Below are 12,254 nucleotides of genomic sequence, written 5' to 3' on the forward strand. Positions count from 1 at the left end.
GGGTCTTGGGCGATTGGCGCAGCTGGTAGCGCGCTTCCTTCACACGGAAGAGGTCGTCGGTTCGAGTCCGGCATCGCCCACCATTTTCTGCCGCGTAATCATGCGGAAGTCCCTACTCCCCCAGCATCGACAGGCACGACCTCGGTGTTCTGACACCAGACCACTCGACTGTCGGCACCCGCAGGTATCGTTCAGCGAATGCCGGACGATTCCCTCCCAGGCCCGTGCCACCTCTGCGGTGGACTCCGCGGAACGCGCATCGACGCCACATGGGTCTGCGCCGACTGCACCTGGCGCTACGGCGACGTTCCCGACGCCGATCTTTCCCTCCCCCGCGTCGACGTGGTCTACTACCTGCGTTTCGACCGCCGTGTGAAGATCGGCACGAGCAGACAACCGAGACGCCGGCTGGCCCGCATTCGCCACGACGAAATCCTTGCCTTTGAACCCGGCGATCGCACCGTCGAGCAACGACGACATCATGAATTCGCCACAGCCCGCGAGGTAGCGTGAACGCATGATCCGACACATCGCACGCTGGGCGCTGGCGCTCGGCCTTGCATTCATGGGCGTCCTGCACTTCGTCCAGACACGAGGGTTCCGCGGTCTTATCCCGGACTGGGCGACTCGGATGACTCGCCTCGACAAGGACGGCGTCGTCGTTGCATCCGGTGCCGCCGAGCTCGCACTCGCTGCCGGGCTCATCGCGCTGCCGAGAGAACGCGCGCGCATCGGCTGGGCCACCGCCGCGTTCTTCGTCGCTGTCTTTCCCGGCAACGTCCGGCAATGGCGCACCCATCATCCGGCACCAGGCCTGGACACCGACACAAAACGCCTGGTCCGACTGTTCCTCCAGCCGGTCTTGATTCTCTGGGCCCTGTGGAGCACCGACGCCCTGCATACTCGCAGTCGACGCTGATACTGTTGCCGCGCCGGCATCTCGCCAGCTTCAGGGAAGACTTCTTGTCGACCAACGGGCCGCATTCAGCCATTTCGTTCTCCGTCGCCTCCTCTGGTTGATCATGAGGAGACCCGATTTCCGTGTACCCGTATATCCAGCCCGTCCCTTCCAACCCCCTGCCGACACTGCCGATCGGCGCGACCGCGATCGTCTACTGCGAGGGCCAGTTCGGCGAACAGGACGGCAAGACAGCGAATGGGCTTGTCCGCCACTCCGAGAAGTACGAGATTCTCAGCGTCATCGACAGCCGCCACGCTGGCGCCGATGCCGGCACTGTGCTCGACGACCTGGCCAACGGCATCCCGATCCTGTCGAGCCTCGCAGAAGGCATCGCGCACGCCGCCCATGTGCCGGACTATCTCATCTGCGGTGTCGCACCCGCCGACGGGCTCCTCTCCCCCGCACAGCGCATCGTGCTGCTGGACGGCATCAGCCACGGCATGCATGTCATCAATGGGCTGCACGAGTTCTTGAACGATGATGCAGAATTCGCAGCCGCGGCGCTTCTGGCCGGGGTCACGATCACCGACGTCCGCCGCCCCAAGGAGAAGAAGGACCTCCACCTGTTCTCCGGACGCATCTTCGACGTCACCTGCCCGCGCATCGCGGTTCTCGGCACGGACGGCGCGATCGGCAAGCGCACGACCGCGACACTTCTCGTCCAGGCGCTGAACGAACGCGGCATCCATGCGGTCATGGTCGGCACCGGCCAGACGACGATCATTCAGGGAGGGCGTTACGGCGTCGCGCTCGATGCGCTCGTGCCGCAGTTCTGCTCCGGCGAGGTCGAGAACCAGGTCGTCGCGGCTTTCGAGGATGAAGACCCCGACATCATCATCGTGGAAGGCCAGGGAGCTCTCAGCCACCCCGCGTATCTGACGTCAGCGCACATCCTCCGAGGGAGCAGGCCCGCGGGAGTGATCGTGCAGCACGCACCCGGCCGAGAGGTTCTCGGGGACTTCCCGATGATGCCGATGCCCACCGTCGCCAGCGAAGTGGCTCTCATCGAATCGTTCGCCGAGACTCGCGTGATCGGTGTGACCGTGAACCACGAGCACCTCTCTACCGCTCAGATCGGAGAGGCGATCGACGCCATCGAGTTGGAGATCGGCGTGCCGGCGACGGATCCGCTCACTCGCCCCCTGAGCGACCTGGTCGAGATGGTGCTGTCAGCATTTCCCGCCCTCGTGGATGGATCCAGCAGCACTCAGCGGGTGGCCCAGCCGTAGCGCTCAACGAGGGCAGCGGCCACGCGGTCATAGCGTTTCCGATCGAGGATCGCTGCCTCTCGTCGCATGCCCTTCTCGTGCACGCTGTACAGCTGCTCGATGTCGACCCAGGATTCCCGTCCCTGCGAGTCCCATCCGCCGCTGCCGATCGACAGGTAGTCGCGGTCTCGTTCGTGCGGTTTACTCGTCATCCGCACCGCGTACACCCGATCCGCGGAGTGGCGTCCGATCACGAGGACCGGACGATCCTTGCCGCGGCCGTCGTTCTCCTCATACGGCACCCACGTCCAGATCACCTCGCCCGAGTCGGGTGCGCCATCTCGTGATGGTGAGTAGTCGACCTGGAGATCCCGAATCCGGTCTGGGTCGATCCGTACGGTCTCACTCCCCTGCTCATGACCGGGTTCGCGTCGTTCTGCAGTTTCCCGGAGTCGAGCGGTCGGTGCGGACACGCCAGAACGCCCCGGCTTCTGTGAAGAAGTCCGGGACGTTCCGGCCGACAGCGCGTTGATCACGATGTCGGCCAGCTGCCGGAGGATGCCCTTGGGAGAACTCATCCCGTCAGCGTACCCACGCCCACGTGGGCCAGCCTCATGCGTCGATGAGCGCGTAGCCCTCTTCGCCGTGAACGACCGAGTCGACACCGGCCATCTCATCCTCGTTCGTGATGCGGAAGCCGATCGTCTTCTGAATCACGAAGCCGATGACGTAGGCGACGACGAACGCATAGATGAGAACACCCAGCGCCGCGATGAGCTGGACGATCAGCTGACGTCCATCGCCACCGACGAACAGCCCGGTCCCGGTGGCGAACAACCCGAGGTACAGAGTTCCGAACAGGCCTCCGACGAGGTGGATACCGACGACGTCGAGCGAATCGTCGAAGCCGAGTCGGAACTTCAACTCCACGGCCAGAGCGCACAGCACCCCAGCGACGGCTCCGAGCAGCAGCGACCACCCCGGTGTCAGGTTCGCACACGCTGGCGTGATGGCCACCAGGCCCGCGACGGCACCGGATGCCGCACCGACCGACGTCGCCTTGCCATCCTTGATCCGCTCGACAAGGATCCATCCGAGAATCGAAGCTGCCGTCGCACCCAGCGTGTTCAACGCGATGAGGCCGACACCGCCCATGTCCTCGGAGAGCCATTCAGCACCGGCGTTGAATCCGAACCAGCCGAACCACAGCAGAGCAGCACCGATCAGAGTCAGCGGCACGTTGTGCGGCTTCAGGATGCCCTTCTGGAACCCGATGCGTCGTCCGAGCACCAGCGCAAGAGCGAGGGCCGCCGCACCGGCATTGATGTGCACCGCGGTTCCACCGGCGTAGTCGATCACGGAGATACCGCTGTCTTCACCGAACAGCGTCGTCCCGAGGTTCATGATCCAGCCGCCACCCCAGACCCATGCGGCGATAGGGAAGTACCCGACGGTCGCGAAGACACCGGCGAAGATCAGCCAGCTGCCGAACTTGGCACGGTCGGCGATCGCTCCCGAGATCAGGGCGATGGTGATGATCGCGAAGGTCGCACCGTAGGCGACGCTGATGAGTGCGACATTCGATCCTTCACCAGAGGCGAGTCCGCTCAGGCCGAAGTCCGCGAACGGGTTCCCCGCGAAAGCTGTCGGGCTGTCGACGGCGCTCATCGAGAATCCGTACAGGATCCACAGCACAGCCACCAGGCCGATGGAGCCGAAGCTCATCATCATCATGCTGACGACGCTCTTGGCCTTGACGAGCCCGCCGTAGAAGAACGCCACGCCTGGTGTCATCAAGAGCACGAGCGCCGTGGCAGTAATACCCCACGAGATGTTGCCGGGAGCATCCATAGGAAAACCTCACATCCGAAGTAATTGAGAGCTTCAGTGTGGCGAGGCCCCGTTTCCGGGATGCGCGTCCCCTGTTTCGCGGGCGTTACACCCGCGACCGCTGTGTGAACATCGAGTTACGGCGTGCTCTGCAGCTGCGCAGAATGCGTCAGTGCATTCAGGCGAGAGATGGCGCGAAGGTACTTCTTGCGGTAACCGCCGCCGAGCATCTCCTCGGCGAACACCTCGTCCAGGCTCACGCCGGTCGCCACGATCGGCACCTGTGCGTCGTACACCCGGTCGACGAATGCGACGAAACGCAGCGCCTCGGACTGATCGGTGAGGATCTCGACATCGCGGAGGCCGACGAGCGAGATGCCATCGATCAGTCGGATGTAGCGCGAGGGATGCACCTTGGCAAGATGACGGACGACATCGATGAACAGATCATCGGATGCTGTGCCCGCTGTCGCCGCGATTGCACCGAGGTACTGCGCCTCATCGCACACGACGGCGCGGCCGTCGAGGGCGCGCTGGCGGAAATCGACGCCGTCGATACGGATCGTCTCGAAGCTGTCCGACATCGCATGGATCTCGCGGAGGAAGTCCTGCGCGGCGAACCGTCCCTCGCCCAGAGCGTTCGGCGGAGTGTTCGAGGTGGCGGCGAGTTTCGTCCCCGAGGCGACGAGTTCTCCGAGCAGTCGGGTCATCACCATCGTGTCGCCGGGATCGTCGAGCTCGAATTCGTCGATGCAGATGAGGTCGGCACCGCGGAGCAGATCGACGGTGTTCTTGTACCCGAGCGCGCCGACCAGAGCGGTGTATTCGATGAACGAACCGAAGTACTTCCGGCGGGCCGGCATCGCGTGGTAGATCGACGCCAGCAGGTGAGTCTTTCCGACGCCGAACCCGCCGTCGAGGTAGACGCCGGGCTTCATCTCCGGTTCCTTCTTCGCACGGCTGAAGAACCCCGACTTCTTCGCCACGGCACCGCGTCCTGCGAAGCGCTGCAGCAGATCCTTCGACTCGGCCTGCGACGGGTATGCGTCATCGGAGCGGTAGCTGTCGAAGGTCGCGGTGTCGAACTGCGGTGGCGGCACCAGGCTCGCCAGCATTTCGGGGCCGGTCACCACAGGCTCGCGCGCGGTCAGGTGCGCGACGGTCGCACTGTCTGTGTCGGTCATGCAGTTCCTATGTCGAAGTCTTACGGATCGGGGACGGGGCGCACCGAACGGCTCTATGGTCGAAGGGGACGGCTCAACATTACGCCGTCCACCCGAGAGCCCAGCCACCCAGGAGCGCCAGATGACCATCGAGTTCGATACGACCGTCGAGAAGTTCGCCGAATATTCCGAGCCCGGACGTCTCGTCAGCACCGAGTGGCTCGCCTCTCACCTCGGAGAGCCGGGGCTTGTCGTCGTCGAATCCGACGAGGACGTTCTGCTGTACGAGACCGGGCACATCCCCGGTGCGGTGAAGGTCGACTGGCACACCGAACTCAACGACCCGGTGGTGCGCGACTACGTCGATGGCGCCGGATTCTCAGAGCTCCTCAGCCGCAAGGGGATTTCGCGCGATGACACCGTCGTCATCTATGGCGACAAGAACAACTGGTGGCCGGCCTACGCACTGTGGGTGTTCTCACTGTTCGGTCACGAAGACGTGCGGCTGCTCGATGGAGGCCGCGACCGCTGGATCTCCGAGGGCCGCGAGGTCACCACCGAGGCTGCGCACCGTGCCCCGACCGAGTACCCGGTCATCGAGCGCGACGACTCGGTGCTGCGCGCCTACAAGGACGATGTCGTGGACTTCATCGGCAAGGGACCGCTCATCGACGTTCGTTCGCCCGAGGAGTACAACGGTGAGCGCACAACGGCTCCCGCCTACCCGGAGGAAGGGACGCTGCGCGCCGGACACATCCCGACCGCTCAGAGCGTCCCGTGGGCAAAGGCGGTCGCCGAGGACGGCGGCTTCCGATCCCGCGCCGAGCTCGACGCGATTTACCGCGACGGCGCCGGTGTCAGCGATGGGGACGACGTCATCGCGTACTGCCGGATCGGCGAGCGTTCCAGCCACACCTGGTTCGTGCTGAAGCACCTTCTCGGATTCGACAACGTCCGCAACTACGACGGCTCCTGGACCGAATGGGGCAGCGCGGTGCGCGTGCCGATCGTCACGGGTGCAGAGCCCGGCGTCCTCTGACCGTGTCAGAATTGCTGGGATGAGCACTACGCACGTTCCCGACACTCTCGCGGAGATCCGCGACGACTTCCTCGAGTTGCCCGAGGGCGAACGCCTTCAGCTGCTGCTGGAGTTCTCACAGGAGCTCCCGCCGGTCTCGGATGAAGTCGCGAGCCACCCCGAGATGTACGAGCGCGTCGCCGAGTGCCAGTCCCCCGTCTACATCCATGTCGAGGTGGTCGATGACATCGTCACCATGCATGCGACGGCGCCGCCGGAGGCTCCGACGACGCGCGGATTCGCCAGCATCCTCGTGCAGGGCATCACCGGCCTTTCCGCCGATGATGTCCTCGCGATTCCTGATGACTACCCGCAGTCCATCGGTCTCACGAGGGCAGTGTCGCCGCTGCGGATCGCCGGGATGACCGGGATGCTGATGCGCGTGAAGCGCCAGATCGCCCTGAAGCACTGATGGTGCTCATTTCGGCGCGCTGAATCCGTTCGCGCTCATCCACTCCGTGATCGCCGCGGTCCAGCCCACCTGGTCGTAGTTCCAGATCTTGGTGTGCCGTGCGACGGTGAAATGAGGCATTGTGACCAGGTCGGGACGAGCCTCGGCCAGTGCACGTGACGCATCAACCGGAACGAAACCGTCGTCGTCGCTGTGCAGCAGCAGGATCGGGATCGTCAGCTCATCTGCACGGGCGACCATGTCCAGGCGATCGAATGAGATCGGCTCCTGCGAACCGCTGAGCCGCGCCGTGAGCGGAGAGGACAGCGCGTTCATCGCCAGAGTCGGCAGCGGATCGATGATCCCTGTCGCGCGCGCCTGAAAGCGCAGCACGCTTCGCCAGTCCACGACCGGTGAATCGAGTACGAGCCCGGCGATCGCCTGCCTGTTTCCCGACGACGCGGCGGCCTGGAGCGCAATCGCACCCCCCATCGACCAGCCCATCAGCACCACGCGCACCGCGCCGTGTCGCAGAGCGTAGGCGATCGCGGCATCCACGTCCCGCCATTCGGAGGCACCGAGCGCGTACGCCCCGTCACGGCTACGCGGCGCTTCGCCATCGTTGCGGTATGAAACCACCAGGTTCGGCAGCCCCATCGCATGGAAGACGGGAACCGCGCGCAGGCACTCCGCCCTCGTGACCCCTCGACCGTGGATCTGGATCACCCAGGTCGATGACTCCGCGGGGAACAGCCACGCCGGACACGGACCTGCAGGAGAGCCGATCAGTACCGGCTCCCAGGGAAGGTGGAGTTCCGTCGGCGACGAGTAGTACCAGCCGCTGAATCCTGCCGCGCGGTCGACGTTTGCTCCGGTATCGATCTGGGTCAGCAGCTTGCGACGCACGTGCTTCGCATCGGCGCTCAGCACCGCACCGAGTTTCACGTAGTCGTGGGTACCTGTGGTGAACAGGCCGTAGCGGCCGGGCAACTCGGTGTCAGGCGTGCGGGCGAGCTCGATCGTCTGAGCGCCCGTGTCGACGGCGAGGATCTCGGTATCGGCCACGCGAGCGGCCGGAGTGACCACTCGACGCCCGATCGAGAACACCAGAATGGCAGCTCCGGTGCCCAGGGCGATCAGGGCGGGTACCAGCAGAGCAACGGCGTGCCTGAGACTCTTCATCGCTTCCTGACTCTAGCCTGTCACCGTGAGCGCACACCCCGACGCCGGAGCCCAGTTCGCGCGCGTCGCCGCCGAACTCCTCGAAACGGCGTTCAGAAACGACATCGTCGTTCGTCAGATCCCAGCGCCGCAGGGCCTGGCACCGTTCTCTCTCGCGCTCGCCGCTGATGTGCGTCCCGATGATCACGGTGACTCGCTCTACGGCACCGGCCGGTTCGTGCTGCTGCACGATCCGGATGAACCCGCAGCCTGGGGCGGCCCCTGGCGCATCGTCGCCTTCGCGCAGGCGCCACTCGAACCCGAGATCGGAACCGACCCGCTGCTCGCCGACGTGACCTGGTCATGGCTGGTGGATGCGTTGGATTCACGGGATGCCGGCTATCACTCGGCATCCGGCACGTCGACGAAAACTCTGTCGACCGGATTCGGAGCGCTGGCCTCGGAAGGCGACGGCGCCCAGATCGAACTACGCTCGTCTTGGACGCCGGTAGAGCCATTCCGGCCGCACGTTGAAGCATGGGCCGAACTCGTCGGCATGCTCGCCGGTCTCCCGCCCGGCTCTGAGAACATCGCCGTGTTCGGCGCGCGAAAGGCAGGTCGTGACTGAGTACGACGTCATCGACGATTCCACTGAGTTCGAGGCGGCATGCCGTGCGCTTGCCGCAGGCACCGGCCCCGTCGCTGTCGACGTCGAACGTGCATCCGGATTCCGCTACTCGCAGCGCGCGTATCTCGTGCAGGTGTTCCGGCGCGATGCCGGCGTCTTCCTGTTCGATCCGCCCGCACTCGGCGACTTCGCGCCCCTGCAGCGCGCGATCGGCGACATCGAGTGGGTGTTCCACGCCGCCAGTCAGGATCTTCCCTCGTTGCGTGAACTCGAGCTCGAGCCGAAGTCGATCTTCGATACCGAGCTCGCCTCCCGGCTGCTCGGCCATGATCGGGTCGGCCTCGCAGCGGTCGTCGAAGAAGTTCTCGACATCACGCTGAAGAAGGAGCACTCCGCAGCGGACTGGTCCACCCGTCCTCTCCCCGACTCCTGGCTCGATTACGCGGCTCTCGACGTGCTGTATCTCGTCGATGTGCGCGACCGGATCGCCGAAGAGCTCGAAGAGCAGGGGAAGTCGGAGTTCGCCGCGGAGGAGTTCGCCGCCACTCTCGCACAGCCCCCGCGACCAGCTCGCGAAGACCCATGGCGACGGCTCAGCGGGCTGCACCAGGTCAAGGGCGCACGCAATCTCGCCGTCGCTCGCTCGCTCTGGGAAGCTCGGGAAGAGTATGCGCAGCAGCAGGACACATCACCCGGACGGCTCGTGCCCGACCGTTCGCTGGTCGCCGCGGTGCTCGCCAACCCCCAGTCCAAGCAGGATCTCGCCGATGTGCGCGCGTTCAACGGCCGTGCGAGCCGGACGGAGCTTGACCGCTGGTGGGCGGCGATCGTTCGCGGTCGTGAGAGCGAAGACCTCCCCCGTGCCCGGATGAGCAGCGATGCGCTCCCCCCGGCACGCGCCTGGTCGGATCGCAACCCGGAAGCAGACGCGCGCCTGAAGCTCGCCCGGCCTGCCGTCGAGGCCATCGCAGAAGAACTGCACATGCCGACCGAGAACCTTCTCAAGCCGGAAATGCTGCGTCGCGTCGCGTGGAAACCACCCGTGCCGTTGACATCGGATGCTGTCGGAGAAGCACTGTCGGCCCTCGGCGCACGACCGTGGCAAATTGAGCAGACTGCACAGAAGATCCTGGATGCCTTTGTAGAAGCCGGTCAATCACCCGACCCGACGTCCAGTCCCGAATCGTAGGTTCGATCCAACCGATTCCCTTTGCCTCGGGACGGCTCCTAGGCTGAGGACATACCCCAACCTTGGAGGCAGAGTGGCCGAGATCTCGGACGTCTACTTCGTCGATGGAATGCGTACCCCCTTCGGGCGCGCCGGCGAAAAAGGCATGTATTGGAATACCCGCGCAGACGACCTCGCCGTGAAGGCGACGATCGGCCTGATGGAGCGCAACTCCGCCGTTCCCGCGGAACGCATCGATGATGTCGCGATCGCTGCGACGTCGCAGACCGGCGATCAGGGCCTCACCCTCGGTCGGTCGGTCGCGATCCTCGCCGGTCTCCCCAACACGGTGCCCGGCCTTGCGGTCGAGCGCATGTGCGCAGGCGCCATGACCAGCGTGACGACGATGGCTGCATCCATCGGCATCGGCATGTACGACTTCGCCCTCGCCGGTGGTGTCGAGCACATGGGCCATCACCCGATCGGCGGCAACGCTGACCCGAACCCGCGTTTCGTCGCCGAGAAGATGGTCGACCCGGGCGCCCTGAACATGGGAGTGACGGCCGAGCGCATCTTTGACCGTTTCCCGCACCTGACCAAGGAGCGCTCAGACCGGTTCGGCATGCTCAGCCAGCACAAGGTGCAGGCCGCCTACGACGCCGGCAAGATCCAGCCGGATCTCGTGTCCGTCGCCGTCAAGGGTGCCGATGGCGCGTGGGGCCTCGCGACCGAGGACGAGGGTCGCCGTCCGCAGACGACGATGGAAGATCTCGCCGCTCTCAAGACGCCGTTCCGCCCGCACGGACGCGTCACCGCAGGCACGTCCTCACCATTGACCGACGGCTCTACGATGTCACTGCTCGCTGGTGGCGGCGCGGTCAAGGAGTTCGGTCTCACACCGAAGATGAAGATGGTCTCGTTCGCCTTCGCCGGCGTGCAGCCCGAGATCATGGGCATCGGTCCGATTCCATCGACCGAGAAGGCACTCAAGAAGGCCGGGCTCACGATCTCCGATATCGGCCTCTTCGAGCTCAACGAAGCGTTCGCGATTCAGGTCATCTCGTTGCTCGACCACTTCGGAATCGCCGATGACGACCCGCGCGTCAACCAGTGGGGCGGCGCGATCGCGGTCGGACACCCCCTCGCAGCATCCGGTGTTCGTCTGATGATCCAGCTCGCGGCGCAGTTCGCCGAACGGCCCGATGTGCGTTACGGCCTCACGGCCATGTGCGTCGGTCTCGGCCAGGGCGGCAGCGTCATCTGGGAGAACCCGTTCTACGACGGCAAGAAGCGGAAGTGAGTGCGCACGTGACCGACTACGAAAAGATCGACTTCTCCCCCATCATCGCCATCGCCGGCGATGACGAGGTGGTGACGCACTCCGTCGTACGAGACGTACGCCTGGCTTCCGGCAAGGTGCTCGCCCTCATCACGCTCGACAACGGCCGTGACCACACGCGTCCGAACACGCTGGGGCCGAAGACCCTGGCCGAGCTCGGTGACACGCTCTCCACGCTCAAGACACGTGCATCGTCCGGCGAGATTCAGGCTGTCGGCATCACCGGCAAGCAGTACATCCTCGCTGCCGGTGCCGATCTCTCCGACATCTCGAAGGTCACCTCGAAGGATGACGCACGGATGATCGCGCAGCTCGGTCACAAGGTGATCGGTTCGCTCGGCGATCTGGGCGTCCCCTCGTTCGCGTTCGTCAACGGGCTCGCGCTCGGCGGTGGTCTCGAGATCGCACTGAACTCGACGTACCGCACTGTGGATGCCTCGGCAGCGGCTGTCGCGCTCCCCGAGGTCTTCCTGGGGCTCATCCCCGGCTGGGGCGGCGCGTACCTGCTGCCGAACCTCATCGGCATCGAGAACGCGCTCGAGGTCATCATCTCGAACCCGCTCAAGCAGAATCGCATGCTCAAGCCGCAGCAGGCCTTCGACCTGGGCATCATGGACGCGATCTTCCCGGCCGCGAACTATCTCGAGAACTCGCTCGCCTGGGCGGACGCCGTCCTCGGTGGCAAGAAGGTCGAACGCAAGAACGAGCCAGGAAAGATCGAGCGGCTGACCAAGTGGCCGATCGCCATCAAGATGGCCCGCGGAATGCTCGAGTCGAAGATCGGCACCGTTCCGAAGTCGCCGTACATGGCGCTCGACCTGCTCGAGAAGGCCAAGAGCGGGACATCGGCAAAGGACAAGGCCGAGGGCTTCGCCCGCGAGGATGAAGCCTTGTCCGAGCTCGTGGTCGGAGACCAGTTCGCGGCATCCATGTACGCGTTCGACCTCGTGCAGAAGCGCGCCAAGCGCCCCGTTGGAGCGCCTGACAAGGCGCTGGCCAAGAAGGTCACCAAGGTGGGCATCATCGGTGCTGGACTAATGGCCAGCCAGTTCGCGCTGCTGTTCCTGCGCAGACTGCGCGTGCCGGTGCTCATCACGGACCTCGACCAGGCCCGTGTCGACAAGGGCATCGCGTACATCCACGAGGAGATCGGCAAGCTCGAGGGCAAGGGACGGCTGGATGCCGACTCGGCGAACCAGCTGCGTGCGCTCGTCACGGGCACGACCGACAAGTCCCTGTATGCGGACTGCGACTTCGTGATCGAAGCCGTCTTCGAAGAGGTCGGCGTCAAGCAGCAGGTGTTCGGCGAGATCGAGAAGATCATCGC

At 64.9% G+C, this 12,254-nt stretch carries 13 protein-coding genes and 1 tRNA gene; 10 read left to right on the plus strand and 4 right to left on the minus strand.

What is annotated here, in order from left to right:
• Positions 1-7 precede the first annotated feature (7 nt).
• From ACTIAO_RS15190 to ACTIAO_RS15205, 4 genes are all read left to right on the plus strand, one after another.
• Positions 8-83: transfer RNA gene (locus ACTIAO_RS15190), tRNA-Val, on the plus strand.
• 115 nt (positions 84-198) lie between these two features.
• Complete coding sequence (locus ACTIAO_RS15195) at positions 199-513, plus strand: hypothetical protein (RefSeq protein ID WP_441907016.1); 315 nt, start codon at positions 199-201, stop codon at positions 511-513.
• Positions 514-517: 4 nt separating this feature from the next.
• On the plus strand, positions 518-919 hold the full coding sequence (locus tag ACTIAO_RS15200) for a DoxX family protein (protein WP_441907017.1): 402 nt from the start codon (positions 518-520) through the stop codon (positions 917-919).
• Positions 920-1,041: 122 nt separating this feature from the next.
• Positions 1,042-2,190 (plus strand): DUF1611 domain-containing protein, encoded by a 1,149-nt coding sequence (locus ACTIAO_RS15205; RefSeq protein WP_441907018.1) that lies wholly within the window; start codon positions 1,042-1,044, stop codon positions 2,188-2,190.
• Here ACTIAO_RS15205 and ACTIAO_RS15210 read toward each other — a convergent pair.
• From ACTIAO_RS15210 to zapE, 3 genes are all read right to left on the minus strand, one after another.
• Entirely contained in the window at positions 2,169-2,747 is a 579-nt protein-coding gene (locus tag ACTIAO_RS15210) for a type II toxin-antitoxin system PemK/MazF family toxin (protein ID WP_441907019.1), read from the minus strand. The two genes, ACTIAO_RS15205 and ACTIAO_RS15210, sit on opposite strands and share 22 nt — an antisense overlap.
• A gap of 34 nt (positions 2,748-2,781) precedes the next feature.
• Positions 2,782-4,020, minus strand: coding sequence for an ammonium transporter (locus tag ACTIAO_RS15215; RefSeq protein ID WP_441907020.1), 1,239 nt, complete (start codon positions 4,018-4,020; stop codon positions 2,782-2,784).
• 116 nt (positions 4,021-4,136) lie between these two features.
• The gene (gene zapE / locus ACTIAO_RS15220) at positions 4,137-5,183 is read right to left on the minus strand and encodes a cell division protein ZapE (RefSeq protein ID WP_441907021.1); all 1,047 of its coding nucleotides are present in this window, start codon (positions 5,181-5,183) and stop codon (positions 4,137-4,139) included.
• A 121-nt stretch (positions 5,184-5,304) separates the two neighbouring features.
• Between zapE and ACTIAO_RS15225 the strand changes: the two genes are divergently transcribed.
• Both ACTIAO_RS15225 and ACTIAO_RS15230 read left to right on the plus strand, forming a co-directional pair.
• The gene (locus ACTIAO_RS15225) at positions 5,305-6,201 is read left to right on the plus strand and encodes a sulfurtransferase (protein WP_441907022.1); all 897 of its coding nucleotides are present in this window, start codon (positions 5,305-5,307) and stop codon (positions 6,199-6,201) included.
• Positions 6,202-6,220: 19 nt separating this feature from the next.
• Entirely contained in the window at positions 6,221-6,652 is a 432-nt protein-coding gene (locus tag ACTIAO_RS15230; protein ID WP_441907023.1) for a SufE family protein, read from the plus strand.
• Positions 6,653-6,658: 6 nt separating this feature from the next.
• Here the strand turns inward: ACTIAO_RS15230 and ACTIAO_RS15235 are convergent, their stop codons facing one another.
• Positions 6,659-7,813, minus strand: a complete 1,155-nt coding sequence (locus ACTIAO_RS15235; protein ID WP_441907024.1) for an alpha/beta hydrolase family protein — start codon at positions 7,811-7,813, stop codon at positions 6,659-6,661.
• A gap of 25 nt (positions 7,814-7,838) precedes the next feature.
• On the opposite strand from ACTIAO_RS15235, the gene ACTIAO_RS15240 reads away from it, so the two are divergent.
• From ACTIAO_RS15240 to ACTIAO_RS15255, 4 genes are all read left to right on the plus strand, one after another.
• The gene (locus ACTIAO_RS15240) at positions 7,839-8,420 is read left to right on the plus strand and encodes a DUF3000 domain-containing protein (RefSeq protein WP_441907025.1); all 582 of its coding nucleotides are present in this window, start codon (positions 7,839-7,841) and stop codon (positions 8,418-8,420) included.
• Positions 8,413-9,609 carry a ribonuclease D gene (locus ACTIAO_RS15245; protein ID WP_441907026.1) on the plus strand — a complete coding sequence of 399 codons (1,197 nt, stop codon included), beginning with the start codon at positions 8,413-8,415 and terminating at the stop codon, positions 9,607-9,609. The genes ACTIAO_RS15240 and ACTIAO_RS15245 overlap by 8 nt, the downstream gene beginning before the upstream one ends.
• A gap of 73 nt (positions 9,610-9,682) precedes the next feature.
• Positions 9,683-10,888, plus strand: a complete 1,206-nt coding sequence (locus ACTIAO_RS15250; RefSeq protein ID WP_441907027.1) for a thiolase family protein — start codon at positions 9,683-9,685, stop codon at positions 10,886-10,888.
• Between the two features lie 8 nt (positions 10,889-10,896).
• Positions 10,897-12,254, plus strand: a 1,358-nt coding sequence (locus ACTIAO_RS15255) for a 3-hydroxyacyl-CoA dehydrogenase NAD-binding domain-containing protein (RefSeq protein WP_441907028.1), incomplete at its 3' end; no start/stop codon positions are given.

It is taken from the genome of Microbacterium sp., from assembly GCF_052099035.1.
In the GTDB taxonomy this organism is placed as follows: domain Bacteria; phylum Actinomycetota; class Actinomycetes; order Actinomycetales; family Microbacteriaceae; genus Microbacterium.